Genomic DNA, 16,444 nt, shown 5'->3' on the forward strand with positions numbered 1-16,444 from the left:
CGGATCATTTCACGGCGCTCTGACGGCCGAGCTTCTGTCCCAGCCCTAGGTCCGGCGACGATGACCAACAAACGAGATTGTCTTTGTCGTCCTATTAGGTTTTCTATCAGCGATGGCCCGAACCCTTTTGCCCCTGAACGCCCTGCGCGTCTTTGAGAGCGCCGCAAGGCACCTGAGCTTCTCGCGCGCGGCGGAGGAGCTGGCGGTGACCCCCGGCGCCGTCAGCCAGCAGATCCGGCAGCTCGAGGAGATCATTCGCGCCCCGCTGTTCAAGCGCGAGGCCAGGGGGTTGCAGCTGACCGACCTGGGCCGGTCGTCGGCGCCGCTGGTGGCCGAGGGGCTGGACCGGCTGCGCGACGTCTCGGCCCTCATGCGGGAGCCGCCCCGTCGTCGCCAGGTCTCGATCAGCGTCGCGCCGTCGTTTGCGTCCAAATGGCTGATGCCCCGCATGGACGACTTCCACGCCCTCCATCCCGAGATCGAGGTCTGGGTGTCGGCGGACATGGAGCCGGTCGCCTTCGATCAGGGCCAGGTCGATCTGGCGATCCGTTATGGTCCCGGCCACTACCCGGGGCATGCGAGCGAACGGCTGCTGATAGAGAGCGTCCTGCCGGTCTGTGCGCCGTCGTTGATGCAGTCGCTGAATGCGATCCGCACCCCGGCGGACCTGGTCCATCATGTGCTGCTGCACGACATGTCGGGGGACGGGGACCCCGGGCGACCCGACTGGCCGATGTGGCTGATGGCGCGCGGTGTTCGGCATGCCGACGCGCGACGGGGCTCGCGCTTCAACCAGTCCGCCATGCTGATCGAGGCGGCGGTCGCGGGCCGCGGCGTCGCCCTGGCCAAGCGCACCCTGGCCCAGGCGGATCTGGCGGCCGGGCGGCTGGTCGCGCCCTTCCACGACGGCGGGGCGGTCGTCGGTTTCGCCTATCATGTGGTGCACCCGAAGGACCGGCCGCTGTCGCCCAGCGCCAGGGCCTTCACCGACTGGATGAGGAAACAGGCGGCCTTCCACGACACCAGCCTGGACCAGCTCTAGGGGCGGGGTCGCAGTTTTTCTGCCTCACGGCGGCAGAAGAAGTCGTTCGCGCTCCGGCGACGCCGTCTCCTATGGGCGAGGTCCTGCCTGAAGGATCGCCATGACCGACACCCTTGCGCCCGCCCGTCCCGCCGCCGCTTCCGCCTGGCATGAGCCCGGCATCCTGTGGACCCGGCGCTGGACCGACCGGCTGTTCAGCTTCGCGGTCGAGCGACCGGAGAGCTTCCGGTTTCGCTCCGGCGAGTTCGTCATGCTCGGCCTCCCGGCCGAGGACGGAACGGGCAAGCCGACGCTGAGGGCCTATTCGATCGCCAGCCCGGGCTGGGCGGACGCGCTCGAGTTCTTCTCCATCCAGGTTCCCGCCGGCCCCCTGACCTCGCGGCTCGGACGGCTGGCCGCCGGAGACAGGATCCTGCTGGGCCGCAAGCCGACCGGCACCCTGGTGCTGGACGCCCTGACCCCTGGCCGGCGACTGTTCCTGATCGCCAGCGGGACAGGTCTGGCGCCCTGGTTGAGCGTGCTGCGCGACCCGGAAGCCTGGGCGCGGTTCGACCAGATCGTCGTGACCCACACCGTTCGACAGGTGCAGGACCTGGCCTACCGAACCTTCCTGGCGCGCGACATATTCGACGATCCCCTGGTCGGCGACCTCGCCCGGGGGCGGCTGTTCTACTATCCGACCGTCACGCGCGAACCGTTCGAGCGGCCGGGACGGATCACGAGACGAATCGAGGATGGCGCCCTGTTCTCCGATCTGGGCCTCGACCCCGGCTTTGCCCCCGCAACCGATCGCGCCATGTTGTGTGGATCGACGGCCATGATCCGGGATGTGTCGGCCCTGCTTGAGCGGGCGGGGCTGACGGAGGGCTCCAACGCGGCGCCCGGGGACTACGTCCTCGAACGGGCCTTCGTCGGATGATGGGTAAGAAAAACTATCGGCCTCACCGAGATCAAATCGTTCGACCCAGGCCGCACCGGTGGGGTTTGACTGGGGCATCCACGAGGCTTCCATGACCCTTGCCGCACCCCTCATTCTTCCGACCCCCACGTCATCCGCGCCCCTGGCGCCGATCGGACGGCTATCGCCCCACCTCAGGCGTCTGGAGGCCGAGGCGATCGAGATCTTCCGCGAGGTCGCCGCCACCGCACGCAACCCGGTGATGCTGTATTCGATCGGCAAGGACTCCGGCGTCCTGCTGCACCTCGCCGCCAAGGCCTTCTATCCCGCTCCGCCTCCGTTCCCGCTGCTCCACGTCGACACGACCTGGAAGTTCCGCGACATGATCCGGCATCGGGATACGGTCGCCGAAACCTATGGCGTCCGCCTGATGGTCCACATCAATCGGGCCGGCGTGGAGCGTGGCGTCAGCCCCGTCGCCTCGGGATCGTCGCTGCATACCCAGGTCATGAAGACGGATGCGCTCAAACAGGCGCTGGACCTGCACGGCTTCGACGTCGCCTTGGGCGGAGCCCGGCGCGACGAGGAGAAAAGCCGGGCCAAGGAGCGGATCTTCTCTGTGCGTGGTCCCGGCCACACCTGGGATCCGCGCCGCCAGAAGCCCGAGCTGTGGAAGCTCTGGAACTCGGCCCTCCAGCCCGGAGAATCCCTGCGGGTGTTTCCCCTGTCGAACTGGACCGAGCTCGATGTCTGGGAATACACGCGGATCGAGGCCATCCCGGTGGTCCCCCTCTATTTCTCCGCCCTGCGGCCGGTCGTCGAGCGCAACGGCGCCCTGATCGTGCGCGACGACGAGCGTCTGCCGCTGCAGGCCGGCGAGGTTCCGCAGCGACGCCGTGTGCGCTTCCGTTCGCTCGGCTGCTACCCGCTCTCGGCCGCCGTGGAGTCGGACGCCGCCGACATCGACTCCGTCATCGCGGAACTCCGCTCCAGCCGGTCCTCCGAGCGCCAGGGCCGGCTGATCGATGCCGACGAGACCGCCTCGATGGAGCGCAAGAAGCGCGAGGGCTATTTCTGATGGACGGCGAAGTCGTACCCTTGTCCCGGATCGTTCCCGTTCCCGACCCCGTTCCCGATCTGGCGTGGCGCGATCACCTGCGGTTCCTGACCTGCGGTTCGGTCGATGACGGCAAGTCTACCCTGATCGGCCGCCTCCTGTATGACACCGGCCAGATCGCGGACGACCAGCTCGCCGCGCTTGAGCGCGACAGCCGCCGCTTCGGCACGGCGGGCGACGGTCTGGATTTCGCCCTGCTGCTGGACGGGCTCGAGGCCGAGCGCGAACAGGGCATCACCATCGACGTGGCCCATCGCTATTTCTCGACGGCCCGCCGCAACTTCATCGTCGCCGACACCCCCGGCCATGAGCAGTATACCCGCAACATGGCGACCGGCGCGTCCGGGTGCGACGCGGCCGTCATCCTGGTCGATGCGTCGCGGGGCGTCACGGCCCAGACCGAGCGTCACAGCCGTATCGTCTCCCTGTTCGGGATCCGCCACGTCATCCTGGCGGTGAACAAGATCGACCGGGTCGACTACGATCCCTCGGTCTTCGAAACCATCGCCTCCGCCTACGCCGCCTTCGCGGCGGGTCTCGCCTTCCGGTCCGTCACCGCCGTCCCGATCAGCGCGCGTCTGGGGGATAATGTTGTCCGCCGCGCATCCCGGCTGTCGTGGTTCGAGGGGCCGACCCTGATCGAGGCGCTCGAGAGCCTGCCGGTCGAGGACAACCGCCTGTCGCGGCCGTTCCGCTTCCTCGTCCAGTACGTCAATCGCCCCGACCACAGCTTCCGCGGCTATGCCGGAACGGTGGCGTCGGGCCGCGTCCGCGCCGGCGACCAGATCGTGGTCAGTCCGTCCGGCAAGACGGCGACCGTCTCGCGCATCGTGACCTGGGAGGGGGACCGGACCTCGGCCGAGGCCGGCGACGCGGTGACCCTTGTACTCAAGGAGGAGGTCGATGTGGCGCGCGGCGACGTCCTGGCCCTGCCTCATGCCCGGCCGACCTCGGCGGACCGGTTCTCGGCCAGTTTGCTGTGGATGGACGACCAGGCCTTCACCCCCAACCGCGCCTACAGGATCCGCATCGGAGGCCGGACCTCGCCGGTGAAGATCGCATTGGCGGAGGCCGAGGCCGGCCATGCAGCGGGTCTGAGCCTGAACGAGATCGCCGCCGCCGAACTGACGCTGCCGTCGCCGGTTGCCTTCGATCCGTTCACGGACGATCCGGCCATGGGCGGCCTTACCCTGATCGACAGGGAAACCGGCGCCGTCGCGGCGGCGGGCGTGGCCCGGGCCGCCCTGGGTCGGGCGAGGCACATCTATCCGACCGCCGAGGCGGTCTCGAGGCGTGACCGGTTGCGCCTGAACGGCCACGAGGGCGGCGCCATCTGGCTCACGGGTCTGCCCGGCGCAGGCAAGTCGACCCTCGCCACGGCCCTGGAGCGCAAACTCCACGGACGGGGCATAAGGACGGTCCTGCTAGACGGCGACAATCTGCGCCACGGCCTGAACCGGGACCTCGGCTTCTCGCCGGAGGACCGGGCCGAGAACGTGCGCCGGGCGGGCGAAGTGGCGCGTCTGTTCGCGGAAGGCGGCGTGATCAGTCTCTGCGCCTTCGTCTCGCCCAGCGAAACGGCGCGCCAGGCCGTCCGTGACCGTCTGCCCGCGAACGGCTTCCTCGAAATCTTCGTCGACGCCCCTCTGGACGCCTGCCGCGCGCGCGACCCCAAGGGCCTGTATGCCCGGGCCGATGCCGGCGTCATCGCCGACCTGACCGGCGTCGGTTCGTCCTACGAGCCGCCGTCCGACCCCGACCTGGTCCTCGATACGCTCGCGCTCACCCCCGACACGGCCGCCGAGCGGATCATCGCCCTGCTCGAAGACCGTCGCTGGATTCCCGCCCCCTGATCTGAACGGCGGCTTCTCCTCGGCGGATGATCGGTTCTCGGGTCATTGGCGATAGCGCAGGGCCTCGATGAGGACGGTGAAGGCCGGCGTCGGCTGGCGTCGGCTGGGATAGTAGAGGTGGTAGCCCGGGAAGGGCGGGGACCAGTCCTCCAGCACCCGGATCAGCCGGCCGTCGGCGACCTCCGCCCAGACCTGATCCTCCATCACGATGGACAGTCCGAGGCCGGACAGCGCCCCCTGAACCATCAGGTTCATGTCGTTGACGATCAGGGGGCCGTCGACGCGGACGTTCAGCGGTCGGCCGTCCTTCTCGAACTCCCAGACATAGAGGCCGCCACGCGTCGGCAGGCGCAGGTTGATGCAGACGTGAGCCGTCAGGTCGTGCGGGGTCTGCGGGACCGGTCGCCCGGAGAAATAGGCGGGCGAGCCGACGACCACCATTCGCATGTCCGGCCCGATCGGCACGGCGATCATGTCGTCGGCGAGGTGTTCGCCCAACCGCACGCCCGCGTCGAACCGTCCTTCTGCCAGATCGACCATGCGGTAGTCGGTGGCGATCTCCACGGTGATGTCCGGATAGGACGGCAGCAGCCGCTGAAGCGCCGGCCACAGCACCGTATGGGCGGCATGCTCGCCCGATGTGATGCGGATGGTTCCGGCGGGCCGGTCACGCAATTCGCTGAGGGCGTCGATGCGGGCGTTGATGGTGTCGAAGGCCGGGCGCAGCGTCTCGACCAGCCGCTCGCCTGCCTCGGTCGGGGCGACGCTGCGGGTCGTGCGCAGCAGCAGACGAAGGCCCAGACGGGCTTCAAGCCGTCGGATCGTATGGCTGAGCGCCGACTGCGACAGGCCCAGCCGCCCCGCAGCCCGGGTGAAGCTGCGCTCTTCGGCCACGGCCAGGAAGGCGGCGAGATCGCCGAGTTCGTCCCGCTTCATTGATGATCTCCATTCATAGGATCATGCCGATTATAGCGGGTAATCGGGCGGTCAGTCGCGGCCTATCCTTGAACCATCCACGGGTCGGCCATGCGCCGACGCCGCGCCAGCCGTTCAAGGATCGCCCCATGAAGACCATCGGATACGCCGCCCATTCGACCACGACCCCTCTGGCCCCGTGGGAGTTCGATCGACGCGAGCTGCGCGCGAACGACGTCGCCATGGAGATCCTGTACAGCGGCGTCTGCCACTCCGACCTGCACCAGGCCCGCAACGACTGGGGCTTCTCGTCCTATCCGATCGTGCCGGGCCACGAGATCATCGGCGTCGTCACCGCTGTCGGCCCCGAGGTCACGAAGTTCAAGGAGGGCGATCGCGTCGGCGTCGGTTGTATGGTCGACAGCTGCCAGCATTGCGACCAGTGCGACAAGGGCGAGGAGCAGCTCTGCCGCCACGGCAACACCCAGACCTACAACGGCAAGGACCGGGTGACCGGAGAGCCGACCTACGGCGGCTATTCCAAGCACCTTGTGGTGCGCGAGGAGTTCGTCCTGTCGGTGCCGGACGCGCTCGACATCGCCAAGGCCGCGCCCCTGCTGTGCGCCGGCATTACCACCTGGTCGCCGCTGAAGACCTGGGGCGTCAAGGCAGGCACCCGTGTCGGCGTCATCGGCCTGGGCGGTCTCGGCCACATGGCGGTCAAGCTGGCCGCCGGCCTCGGCGCCCATGTCGTCGTCCTCAGCCGCTCGGCCGACAAGGAGGCGGATGCGAAGGAACTGGGCGCGCATGAACTGCTGGTCTCGTCCGACAAGGCGGCGATGAAGGCGGCGGCGAACAGCCTGGACCTGATCATCGACACCGTGCCGGTAAAGCACGACCTCAACCCCTATATGCCGCTGCTCGACATCGACGGCACCCTGGTCATCGTCGGCCAGCTGGGTCCGATGGAAGAGATGTCGACCCTTCCGCTGCTGATGGCTCGCCGTCGCGTCTCGGGTTCGCCCATCGGCGGCATCCGCGAGACCCAGGAGATGCTCGATTTCTGCGCCGAGAAGAACATCCATCCCGACGTCGAGATGATCCGGATGGACGAGATCAACCACGCCTTCGATCGGATGGAAAAGTCCGACGTCCGCTATCGCTTCGTTATCGACATGGCTTCGCTGGACGCCCCGGCCGCCTGATCGACGTCTGTCCAAGTCTTCATTTCGCCGCCCCAATCCCGCCCCAATCCGCTACATATGTAACGCTACAAATGTAGCGGACCGGATCGGGAGAGGGTGCGATGATCGAAGGCTTGCCGAGGCGGGAGCGAGAGGTGTTCGAACTCCTCTGTCGCCTCGAGGTCGCGACCGCCGCCGCCGTGCGCGCGGCCATGCCCGATACATTGAGCGACTCCGCCGTTCGAACCCTGCTGAAGCGACTGGAAGATCGCGGGCTGGTGTCGCGGGCGGCGGGCGGGGACGGGTTCGACTATCGGCCCGTACCCCGCACTGAGACCGTCGCCGCCGGCGCCCTGAAGCGGATGGTCGACACCTTCTTCGCCGGCTCCGCCGCCAGCGCCGCCACCGCCCTGCTTGGCATGGGCGAACCGCTGAAGCCGACCGAAATCGCGGCCCTGGAAAAGCTTCTCGACGCGGCGCGGGAGCGCGAGCAATGAGCGCCGCCCTTCTGGTCGCCCTGCTGGCCAAGTCGTCGGTCGTCGCCGGCCTGGGTCTGGCCCTGTCCCATCTCGTTGCGCGCCGTGCCGTCGACCGGGTCGATGTGCTTCGCGCCACGGTCTGCATCCTGCTGGCACTGCCGGTGCTGATGACCTTCGGCCCGGCGCTGAACTTCGCCCTGCTCCCCGTGCCTGCCCAGGCAGCCACGCCGCTCGCCCTGTGGAGCGGCGACCTGCATCCGGTCGAGGGGGTCACCGTCTCCGGCGCCCTCTTGCTGCCGTCGCTGGGACAGACCCTGGCCCTGGCCTGGACCATCGGGGCCCTGATCGTCGCCGGCCGGTTCGCGGCCGGGGTCTGGACCCTCTCGCGCTGGACCGGGGCCGGCAAGCCCGTGAAGTCCGAGGTCTGGACCGAGGCCCTGCGGACGCTCGCGCCTGCCGCCCGTCCCCTGCTGAGATCCAGCGACCGGATCGCCAGCCCGCTGAGCTGGGGCCTGCCGCCCGGCGCCGTCCTGATCGACCCCGCAACCCTGTCCCGGCCCCAGACGGCCGCCGCCGTCATGGCCCATGAGATGGCCCACATCCGTCGTCGCGACTGGCTCTTCCTGGTCCTGTCGCGGCTGGCCCTGGCCCTGCTCTGGTTCAATCCCCTGATCTGGATGCTGCATCGCAGTCTGATCGAACGCTCCGAGGAGGCGGCCGACGCCGTCGCCGTCGGACAGGTGGATCGTCACGCCTATGCCCGCGCCCTGATCGGCCTCGCCGCCGCCCCGGATCCACAAACCACGTCTTTGGCCGCAACCGCGATGGCGGGCGACGGCCGCTCCCTGAAACGAAGGATCGCAACCCTGATGACCGACAAGTCCCCCGCACGTCGCCCGGCCGTCATCCTGACCGCCGTCGCCGTACTGACCGCCGTGGCCACCCCCATCGCCGCTCTGGAGCTGCATTCGCGGAGCCCCAAGACGACCCAGGCCGCCTCAGCCGCCGTCGCGGCCGCTTCCACCATCGCCCAGGCTGCCGCGCCGAAGACGGACGCCGCTCCGGCCGTTGAAACGCCTCGCGGCTTCTTCAATCTCGCGGCCTTCGGGTTCGCCCCGCCGGCCCCGCCCGCACCGCCCGCACCTCCGGCTCCGCCCGCGATGGTCGCACCGCCGGCGCCTCCGGCTCCGCCCGCGCCCTTCCGCATGATCGCGCCACCGGCGCCGCCTCTGCCGCCCGTTCCGCCGGCCCCGCCCAGCCAGAACGGCCAGCATGTCTTCAGCTACAACGGCCGTAGCTGGGAGGAACTGACGCCGGAAGAACGCCAGTACGTCGAAGAAGCCCGCCAGGCCGCCGTCGAGGCCCGACAGGCAGCGATGGAGGCCCGTGCCCACGCCACCGAGCAACGCGCCTTCGCTGAAGACGCCCGCACTCGCGCCGAGGCCGACCGCAGCCACGCCGCCGTTATGCGCGCCCACGCCGAATCCGTCCGCATCGCCGGCGACCACGCCCGCGCCGCCGGCGAACAGGCCCGCCAGATCGGTCTGACCCACGCCGCCGAGGGTCGCCGCTCCGCCGAACGCGCCCGGGCCCAGGCCCGTGTCGCCATGGCAGGCGCCCGCGAGGCCCGCGCCAACGCCCGCGTCAACATGCGGATGGGCGTCGAGAACCTGCGTCGCGGCGCCGAGCAGCTGAGACAGGAGAGCCGCCGTCTGGAGGATCCGGCCTACCGCGCCCGACAGATCCGCGAGAACGCGGCGCGCGGCAACACGGTCACCGATGCCGAGCTACAGGCTGCCGGCCGCAGGATGCCCGGTCAGGCGGCGGACATGGAACGTCGTGCCACTGAGCTGGCCGCCCGCGCCAATGACGCCTGAGCCAAGGGGTGGGCGGTCGGGCTGGACCCGGCCGCCCGCTCTCGCTACGCCGACAGCGGTGGTCTAGGGAGGGATGCATGGAAAGAGTGACGTGAAAGGAAATAATTCCTCACGCGGTCTTGTGCTCTCGTGACCCGGTCACCAGCTTGGCCGAACGGTCTTTGAAACGTCCAAACGGTGCAAGCTGGTCGACCGATCCGACCGCTTCGGTCTCTTCGGACGCTTCGGACTGTGTTTTTGAGTCCGGGTCGTTCCCAGACTCTACGAACTATCTGGACTCCGTTTTCAGGAGTCTGGACGATCAGCCCACCAGCGCCACCCGCTCCTCGGCCGTCAGCATCCGCCAGGCGCCCTCAGGCAGATTGTCCAGCTGGATCGGCCCGATCCGTACACGGATCAAGTCGATGACATCGAGTTCAGCATGTTCGCACATGCGTCGGATCTGCCGGTTGCGGCCCTCGGTCAGGATGAACCGCAGGCGCTGCTGCTCCATCCGCGACACGCGCGCGTGCTTGAGCTGCCGCCCGTCCAGCATGATGCCGTGGCGCAGCAGGTTGAGCTTCTTCTCGGTCACATCTCCGGCGACGCGGACCAGGTATTCCTTGTCCAGCCGCGACTCCGGCCCGATCACCGCCTTGGCCACCACCCCGTCCGAGGACAGCATCAGCAGCCCGCGCGAATCCTCGTCCAGCCGGCCGATGGGGGGCAGGGAGGCGTCGGCGGCGGGCGTAACGCCCTCGCCGATCCGGTTGGCGTCGGTCAGCAACCGCACGGCCGGGATCTTGTCCGGCTCCGGCTGGCCGGAGACATAGCCCAGCGGCTTGTGCATCACGATGGTGACGCCCGCCGCCAGAGCGCTCTCGGCCCGGTCGGACAGGGTCAGGGTCTGACCCGGCTCGATCTTGCGGCCCGCGTCGGCGACCACCTCTCCGTCGATAGAGACCAGGCCGTCGGCGATCAGGGCGTCGGCCTCTCGACGCGAACAGACGCCCGTCTGGCCCAGCCATTTGTTGATCCGGCTGGGCTCGGCGCCGTCGTAGGTGCGTGAGAAGGCCAAGGCGTCAGTCGGCCGCGAGGGCGGCGGTGGCGACGGCGGCGTCCTCGGCGGCCGAGGCGCCCGACACGCCGATGGCGCCGACGACATGGCCGTTGACGACGATCGGAATGCCGCCGGCGATCGGCAGGGCGTCGTCATTGGCCAGGGTGACCGTGCGCCCGGCCAGGGTCCGCTCCTCCATGGTCGAGGTGGCGAGGCGGTAGCGGGCGGCCGTCCAGGCCTTGCGCTGGGCGATCAGGATGGAGCCGTACTGGGTGTCGTCCATGCGGACGAAGGCGACCAGCTCCCCGTTCGGCTCCACGATGGCGACGGCCATTCGATGGCCGCCGGCGCGCGCCGCCGTGACCGCCCGGTCGATCAGCGCCTCGGCAGCCGTCAGCGAGATCGGCGCTCCATAGGATGGCGGGCTGGCCTGTTTGGAGAGGCCTGGCGTGGTCTGGGCCAGGGCGGCGGGGGCGACGACCGCGAGGGCCAGGGCCAGGAAAAGGGCTTTCATGGTCGAAACTCCGGTCAGACGCGGCGGAAAAGAAGCATCAGGTTATTGGCGGGCATCTCGACCCGACGGGTCAGATCAAGGCGGTGGACCCTGGCGAGCGCCACAACCTCGTCGAGCTCGCGCAGGCCCCACGCCGGATCGCGCGATTTCAGGCTGTCGTCAAAGGTGGCGTTGGATGGGGCGAGCGGAACCTCGGCCTCGCGGTAGGGGCCGTAGAGCACGAGAAGGCCGCCCGGGTCGGGCAGGATGCGTCCTGCGCCGGCCATCAGCCCCTGGGTCGCCGCCCACGGGCTGATGTGGATCATGTTGGCGCAGAAGACGACCTGGGCGTCGACCTCGGGCCACGCGTTCGGTTCGGCGGCGTCCAGTTCGAGCGGAGGGTTCAGGTTCGCCAGCGCGGCCTCCGCCCTCCAGGCGGTGATGCTGGCGCGGGCCTCCGGCGACGGGTCGCTGGGCGTCCAGGTCGTCGCGGGCAGGGCGCGGGCGAAGGCGATCGCGTGCTCGCCCGAGCCGGACGCGATCTCCAGCACGCGGGCGCGGGCGGGCAGGTGGGCGCACAGCACCGCGAGGATGGGCGCGGCGTTGCGGGCCACGGCGGGCGAGGCGAGGGCGCCTTGCGAAGCGGCGGTCTGGACGGAATCGAGCGTCTGCACAGGCTCGGGATACAGCCGCCCGGCGGGAAGCGCGACCGGATTCGGCCCATAGGCGTGCGTGGTCACGATGACGCGGGGCGAAATCTTGCAGCGGTTGACGTTGCGTTGCCCGAGGTGTCTTTGCGCCGTTACAGTCCGTGAGGTTCTGTAACACCAGGGAGAGGCCACGGCGGCGACAGACCAGCCGGGCCGCGCATCAGGAGAGTTCGCGTGGATTCCAGCACCGCTGTACCGGGCCTTCGCCCGGCGCCGACCCGTCACCAGGCCCTGCTCGCCTGGGTCGAACAGATCGCCGCGCTGACGAAGCCCGCGCGCGTCCACTGGTGCGACGGCTCGGAGGCTGAAAAGGCCGCGATCATCGCCGACCTGGTCGACAAGGGTACGCTGAAAGCCCTCGACCAGGCGAAACGCCCCGGCAGCTATTACGCCGCCTCGGACCCCAAGGATGTCGCCCGCGTCGAAAGCCGCACCTTCATCTGCTCGGCCGAAGAGATCGACGCCGGCCCGACCAACAACTGGGCCGATCCGGTCGAGATGCGCGCCCGCCTGAACGGCCTGTTCGACGGCTGCATGGCTGGCCGCACCCTGTACGTCGTGCCCTTCTCGATGGGCCCGCTGGGCTCCGATCTCAGCGCCCTTGGCGTCGAGATCACCGACAGCGGCTATGTCGCCATATCGATGGGCATCATGACCCGCATGGGCCAGCCGGTGCTGGACCTGATGGGCGAGGACGGCGTCTTCGTGCCCGCCGTGCACACCCTAGGTGCCCCGCTGGCCGAGGGTCAGGCCGACGTGTCCTGGCCCTGCAACGACGACAAGTGGATCGTCCACTACCCCGAGACACGCGAGATCTGGTCCTATGGCTCGGGCTATGGCGGCAACGCCCTGCTGGGCAAGAAATGCTACGCCCTGCGCATCGCCTCGGTCATGGCCCGCGATGAGGGCTGGCTGGCCGAGCATATGCTGATCCTCAAGCTGACGAGCCCTGAGGGCCAGGCCAAATACGTGGCGGCCGCCTTCCCCAGCGCCTGCGGCAAGACCAACCTGGCCATGCTGCAGCCCTCGATCCCCGGCTGGAAGGCCGAGACCATCGGCGACGACATCGCCTGGATGAGGTTCGGCGATGACGGACGTCTGTACGCCGTGAATCCGGAGGCCGGCTTCTTCGGCGTCGCCCCGGGCACGAGCCGCAACACCAACCAGAACGCCCTGGCGACGCTCGCGACCAACACCGTCTTCACCAATACGGCCCTGACGGCCGACGGCGACGTCTGGTGGGAAGGCCTCACCAAGGAAACGCCCGAGGGCATGACCAACTGGAAGGGTCAGCCGCATGACCCGGCCTCGGGCGAACCCGCCGCCCACCCGAACGCCCGCTTCGCGGCGCCCGCGTCCCAGTGCCCGACCATCGCTCCGGAGTGGGAAGACCCCAAGGGTGTACCTATCGATGCCATCCTGTTCGGCGGCCGTCGCGCCTCCGCCGTGCCTCTGGTGACCGAGGCCTTCGACTGGGAGCACGGGGTTTTCATGGGCTCGACAGTGGCGTCCGAGGGCACGGCGGCGGCGGAGAACGCCATCGGGACGCTGCGCCGCGACCCGTTCGCGATGCTGCCCTTCTGCGGCTACAACATGGGCGACTATTTCGCGCATTGGCTGGCGCTGGGCGAGAAGGCCGATCCGGCCAAGCTGCCGGGCATCTATTTCGTCAATTGGTTCCGCAAGGACGAGGCCGGTCGCTTCGTGTGGCCTGGCTTCGGCGACAACGCCCGCGTCCTGAAGTGGATTTTCGAGCGTCTGGACGGCAAGGCCGAGGCGCTTGACACCGCCGTTGGCCGGGTGCCGACACAGGCGGCGCTGGACCTCGAAGGCCTGTCGCTGTCGGACGCCGCCTTGGCGACCCTGCTAGACGTCGATGTGGACGTCTGGTCCGAGGAGGCCGCACTGATCCCGGAGTTCTACGCCCGGTTCGCCGAGCGCCTGCCGAACGCCTTGTGGCGTCAGCACGACGCCCTGGTAGACCGTCTGGACGCGGCGAAGGACGAACGCGAGGCGGCGGAACTGGCGGCAGAGTGACGACAAGGCCCTCCGAGGCTTGAAATCACCGCCCGGTCGGTCGAAGGACCGGCCGTGGCGGACATCTCCTGTGACATTGTGGTGATCGGGGCCGGCGTGCTGGGCCTGTCTGCCGCCGCCGAACTGACCTCGCGCGGGCATGACGTGCGCGTGGTCGATCCGGGGCGGCCGAATGCCTCGTCGGTCGCGGCGGGGATGATCGCGCCGGCGTTCGAGAGCCAGCTGGACGGTGCGGATGCCGCACGTGCAGCCCTATTGAGACACGCGGCCGGGCTATGGCCCGCTTTCGCCGGGCAGTCGGGACTGGTTCTGGATCGAACACCGGCGGAATGGCGCGGGGCCGATGCCAAAGCAGTCGCGGAGACCCTGACCGGCCTTGGCTTCTCTGTGCAGGCGGATGGCGATGTCGTCCGCGCCGAAGGCGATGTGCGCATCGATGCGGAGACGGCCCTCGTGATCCTGCGATCGGGACTGGGTGCCGCGTTCGTCGTCGCCGAAGCGCGGAGCGTCGACCGGGCCCCGGAAGGCTGGCGGGTGGAGACGACGGCTAGCCGGGTCGAAGCCCGTCAACTGATCATCGCCACGGGAGCAGCCGCCGCTCTTGCGGGTCTGCCTGAAGCGGTCACGGACATCATCAACCGGATCGAGCCGATCGCGGGCCAGATCGGTCGGATCGAAGCGTCCCTGACCGACCGGGTGGTGAGAGGCGTCGGGGGCTATCTCACGCCGGCGCCCGCCGGATCCCTGATCGGCGCGACGATGGTCCACGGCAGCCGTGAGACGGCGTCCGATCCGGCGGCGTCGGCGAGGCTGGCCGAAGTGGCCGCGCGGCTGTCCGGGCTTGCAGCGCCTGAGACGATCGAGTGGCGCGGCGGCGTGCGCGGCGCGACCGCTGACGGCCTGCCCCTGGCGGGGCCGGTCGGGGGCGGACTGCATCTGGCCCTGGCGCCGAGGCGGAACGGCTGGCTGCTGGGGCCGCTGGTCGGACGGATCGTGGCAGACGGGATCGAAAGGCGGCCGCGCGGTCCGTACGCCGCCGCCCTCGACCCGCTGAGGTTCAGTCTTCCGGGAGGGTGAAACGGATGCCGATTGTGACCTGGGCGCCGTCGACCGCCTGGCCGTCCACCGTCCGGGGGCTCATGCGGAAGTAGCGGGCCAGTTGCTGGGCCGAGCGGCCGAAACCGTAGCCGCCCGGCGTTTCGGAGACGACGGTGCAGCCCGTGACCGTACCCGCCGCCTGGACACGACAGCTGAGGGTGGCCGAGCCGGCGACCCTGCCGTCGAGGGCGCGGTCGGGATAGGCGCGGGTGAGCTGCTCGCCAGTGGGGCGGCTGATCCACTGCGGCGAGCGGATGACCGGAGGGCCGCGTGGCGCTTCGATCACGGACTCGCTGGCCGTCCCGGTCGCGGTGGTCGGATCGACGAGGACGGTGGTGTTGATCACAGGGCCGGTCGCCGCCGTCGGGATGTCGGGAATGACCGCCGTCAGGGTTTCGACGTTGGTCGGCGGGCTCTCCGGGCGGTGAACTGGCGGGTTCGGCGCTGGAGGCGTCAGGGTGACCACGGGCGGCGGTGGCTCCCGGTGGAGCACGATCACGCTGCCGTCGATGACGCGGGGCTCGCTTCGGTCAGGCAGCATCTTCAGCTCGAACCGCTGGTAGTAGAGCGCCGTCCCGACCCCCACATGAGCCAGGGCGACGATGCCGACGGCGATCCATGTCGCGGGGGGCAGGGGCTTTCGCCGCTCGCCGAAGTCGATGGGGCTGACCAGTCCGGGGCCGCCTGCAGTCTGTATGATCATGGCCGTCACTCCCTCGTAGAGGCCGCTCCCCAGCAACCCATGGGAGAATGACGCGCCCGGTCCATGGCGGGATTGGGGCGTCTGAAACCACGGTTTCTGACTGAACGTCGATCAGCTATCGGTGTGACATCCGGGCGTGGCCGTTAACCGACATTAACGCTCGATTAACCATGATCTCCGAGTTTCTGGGCATGTCCGTCGGAGCGATTCCAGCGTCGGGAGGAGTGGAGGCCGCGATTCGGCGCGCCTCTAGCAGCACCGGCGTGGACTACGACTTCCTGATGCGGACGGCGCGGCGGGAGAGTTCGTTCAATCCGAATGCGCGGGCGCCGACGTCTTCCGCGTCCGGCCTGTTCCAGTTCATCGAACAGACCTGGCTCGCGACCGTCAAACAGCACGGAGCCAAGCACGGATACGGCCAGTACGCCGACCTGATCCATCGCGGCTCGGACGGGCGCTGGCGCGTCGAGGGATCGGCGCGGAACGTGGTGCTGGATCTTCGCTTCGACCCACAGGCCGCCTCGACCATGGCGGGGGAGCTGACGGCGTCGAACGCCGCCTATCTGCGGGGTCGGACAGGCAGCGAACCGGGCGCCGGAGATCTCTACGCGGCGCACTTCCTGGGACCGGCGGGCGCGGCTCAGATCATGGAGGCCATGGCGACACGGCCCGGCTCGAGCGCGGTCGCCATGTTCCCGCAGGCCGCGGCGGCGAACCGCTCGATCTTCTATCGCGACGGGCGGGCGGCGACGGTGGCCGAGGTCCACGCCAACCTGCAGCGAACGGCCGGGTCCGGCGGGGCGGTCGCGCCGGTCGGTCCGACGGCGCCGCTGTTGAGCGAGCAGGACACCGCCCTGGCGGCGCGTCTGGACCGGCTGAAACAGGACCAGAGCCTGCTCGCCCTGCTGCTGGGCCAGGATGGCGATGGCAAGGGTGGCGGTTTCGGCGGCGCCTTCTCCCCAGGAGCCGGATCGAGCGCGTGATCCGCCCATAGTAAAC

At 69.3% G+C, this 16,444-nt stretch carries 15 protein-coding genes; 10 read left to right on the forward strand and 5 right to left on the reverse strand.

Annotation, left to right across the window (positions count from 1 at the left end; genetic code table 11):
• Positions 1-112: 112 nt before the first annotated feature.
• The 4 genes from gcvA to cysC all read left to right on the forward strand — a co-directional run bounded on the left by gcvA (position 113) and on the right by cysC (position 4,910).
• Positions 113-1,042, forward strand: coding sequence for a transcriptional regulator GcvA (gcvA, locus tag ACP7AZ_RS00750; RefSeq protein ID WP_426035133.1), 930 nt, complete (start codon positions 113-115; stop codon positions 1,040-1,042).
• A 100-nt stretch (positions 1,043-1,142) separates the two neighbouring features.
• Positions 1,143-1,961: a ferredoxin--NADP reductase gene (locus tag ACP7AZ_RS00755; RefSeq protein WP_426035135.1), complete on the forward strand. Its 819-nt coding sequence runs from the start codon at positions 1,143-1,145 to the stop codon at positions 1,959-1,961.
• A 91-nt stretch (positions 1,962-2,052) separates the two neighbouring features.
• Positions 2,053-3,018 (forward strand): sulfate adenylyltransferase subunit CysD, encoded by a 966-nt coding sequence (gene cysD, locus ACP7AZ_RS00760; RefSeq protein ID WP_426035137.1) that lies wholly within the window; start codon positions 2,053-2,055, stop codon positions 3,016-3,018.
• Entirely contained in the window at positions 3,018-4,910 is a 1,893-nt protein-coding gene (gene cysC / locus ACP7AZ_RS00765) for an adenylyl-sulfate kinase (RefSeq protein WP_426035139.1), read from the forward strand. Before cysD ends, cysC begins: the two co-directional genes overlap by 1 nt.
• A 42-nt stretch (positions 4,911-4,952) precedes the next feature.
• Here cysC and ACP7AZ_RS00770 read toward each other — a convergent pair whose 3' ends face one another.
• A complete protein-coding gene (locus ACP7AZ_RS00770) occupies positions 4,953-5,846 on the reverse strand; it encodes a LysR family transcriptional regulator (RefSeq protein WP_426035141.1) in 894 nt (297 codons plus the stop codon).
• Positions 5,847-5,974: 128 nt separating this feature from the next.
• Here ACP7AZ_RS00770 and ACP7AZ_RS00775 point away from each other — a divergent pair, with 128 nt between their 5' ends.
• From ACP7AZ_RS00775 to ACP7AZ_RS00785, 3 genes are all read left to right on the forward strand, one after another.
• Entirely contained in the window at positions 5,975-7,030 is a 1,056-nt protein-coding gene (locus ACP7AZ_RS00775; protein WP_426035143.1) for an NAD(P)-dependent alcohol dehydrogenase, read from the forward strand.
• A 134-nt stretch (positions 7,031-7,164) separates the two neighbouring features.
• Positions 7,165-7,506: a BlaI/MecI/CopY family transcriptional regulator gene (locus ACP7AZ_RS00780; RefSeq protein ID WP_426035145.1), complete on the forward strand. Its 342-nt coding sequence runs from the start codon at positions 7,165-7,167 to the stop codon at positions 7,504-7,506.
• The gene (locus tag ACP7AZ_RS00785; RefSeq protein WP_426035147.1) at positions 7,503-9,365 is read left to right on the forward strand and encodes a M56 family metallopeptidase; all 1,863 of its coding nucleotides are present in this window, start codon (positions 7,503-7,505) and stop codon (positions 9,363-9,365) included. Before ACP7AZ_RS00780 ends, ACP7AZ_RS00785 begins: the two co-directional genes overlap by 4 nt.
• 301 nt (positions 9,366-9,666) lie before the next feature.
• On the opposite strand, the gene ACP7AZ_RS00790 is transcribed toward ACP7AZ_RS00785, so the two are convergent.
• From ACP7AZ_RS00790 to ACP7AZ_RS00800, 3 genes are read right to left on the reverse strand one after another with little or no spacing between them, the layout of a single operon-like run.
• A complete protein-coding gene (locus ACP7AZ_RS00790; protein WP_426035149.1) occupies positions 9,667-10,422 on the reverse strand; it encodes a pseudouridine synthase in 756 nt (251 codons plus the stop codon).
• Positions 10,423-10,426: 4 nt separating this feature from the next.
• Positions 10,427-10,918, reverse strand: a complete 492-nt coding sequence (locus tag ACP7AZ_RS00795; protein WP_426035151.1) for a GlcG/HbpS family heme-binding protein — start codon at positions 10,916-10,918, stop codon at positions 10,427-10,429.
• A 14-nt stretch (positions 10,919-10,932) separates the two neighbouring features.
• Entirely contained in the window at positions 10,933-11,637 is a 705-nt protein-coding gene (locus ACP7AZ_RS00800; RefSeq protein WP_426035153.1) for a DUF938 domain-containing protein, read from the reverse strand.
• Positions 11,638-11,781: 144 nt separating this feature from the next.
• Between ACP7AZ_RS00800 and ACP7AZ_RS00805 the strand changes: the two genes are divergently transcribed.
• Positions 11,782-13,644, forward strand: coding sequence for a phosphoenolpyruvate carboxykinase (GTP) (locus ACP7AZ_RS00805; protein WP_426035155.1), 1,863 nt, complete (start codon positions 11,782-11,784; stop codon positions 13,642-13,644).
• Positions 13,645-13,698: 54 nt separating this feature from the next.
• Positions 13,699-14,721, forward strand: coding sequence for an NAD(P)/FAD-dependent oxidoreductase (locus tag ACP7AZ_RS00810; protein WP_426035157.1), 1,023 nt, complete (start codon positions 13,699-13,701; stop codon positions 14,719-14,721).
• Here the strand turns inward: ACP7AZ_RS00810 and ACP7AZ_RS00815 are convergent.
• On the reverse strand, positions 14,702-15,445 hold the full coding sequence (locus ACP7AZ_RS00815; protein ID WP_426035159.1) for a TonB family protein: 744 nt from the start codon (positions 15,443-15,445) through the stop codon (positions 14,702-14,704). The two genes, ACP7AZ_RS00810 and ACP7AZ_RS00815, sit on opposite strands and share 20 nt — an antisense overlap.
• Positions 15,446-15,636: 191 nt before the next feature.
• On the opposite strand from ACP7AZ_RS00815, the gene ACP7AZ_RS00820 reads away from it, so the two are divergent.
• Positions 15,637-16,428: a transglycosylase SLT domain-containing protein gene (locus tag ACP7AZ_RS00820; protein WP_426036043.1), complete on the forward strand. Its 792-nt coding sequence runs from the start codon at positions 15,637-15,639 to the stop codon at positions 16,426-16,428.
• The last annotated feature ends 16 nt before the right edge of the window (positions 16,429-16,444 follow it).

The organism is Brevundimonas sp. DC300-4, from assembly GCF_049897365.1.
GTDB lineage: Bacteria > Pseudomonadota > Alphaproteobacteria > Caulobacterales > Caulobacteraceae > Brevundimonas.

What these genes read in the sequence shown, in the direction of transcription:
- gcvA (WP_426035133.1), top strand. Translation starts at nt 113, where the DNA reads ATGGCCCGAACCCTTTTGCCCCTGAACGCCCTGCGCGTCTTTGAGAGC.
- ACP7AZ_RS00755 (WP_426035135.1), top strand. Translation starts at nt 1,143, where the DNA reads ATGACCGACACCCTTGCGCCCGCCCGTCCCGCCGCCGCTTCCGCCTGG.
- cysD (WP_426035137.1), top strand. Translation starts at nt 2,053, where the DNA reads ATGACCCTTGCCGCACCCCTCATTCTTCCGACCCCCACGTCATCCGCG.
- cysC (WP_426035139.1), top strand. Translation starts at nt 3,018, where the DNA reads ATGGACGGCGAAGTCGTACCCTTGTCCCGGATCGTTCCCGTTCCCGAC.
- ACP7AZ_RS00770 (WP_426035141.1), bottom strand. Translation starts at nt 5,846, where the DNA reads ATGAAGCGGGACGAACTCGGCGATCTCGCCGCCTTCCTGGCCGTGGCC.
- ACP7AZ_RS00775 (WP_426035143.1), top strand. Translation starts at nt 5,975, where the DNA reads ATGAAGACCATCGGATACGCCGCCCATTCGACCACGACCCCTCTGGCC.
- ACP7AZ_RS00785 (WP_426035147.1), top strand. Translation starts at nt 7,503, where the DNA reads ATGAGCGCCGCCCTTCTGGTCGCCCTGCTGGCCAAGTCGTCGGTCGTC.
- ACP7AZ_RS00795 (WP_426035151.1), bottom strand. Translation starts at nt 10,918, where the DNA reads ATGAAAGCCCTTTTCCTGGCCCTGGCCCTCGCGGTCGTCGCCCCCGCC.
- ACP7AZ_RS00815 (WP_426035159.1), bottom strand. Translation starts at nt 15,445, where the DNA reads ATGATCATACAGACTGCAGGCGGCCCCGGACTGGTCAGCCCCATCGAC.
- ACP7AZ_RS00820 (WP_426036043.1), top strand. Translation starts at nt 15,637, where the DNA reads ATGTCCGTCGGAGCGATTCCAGCGTCGGGAGGAGTGGAGGCCGCGATT.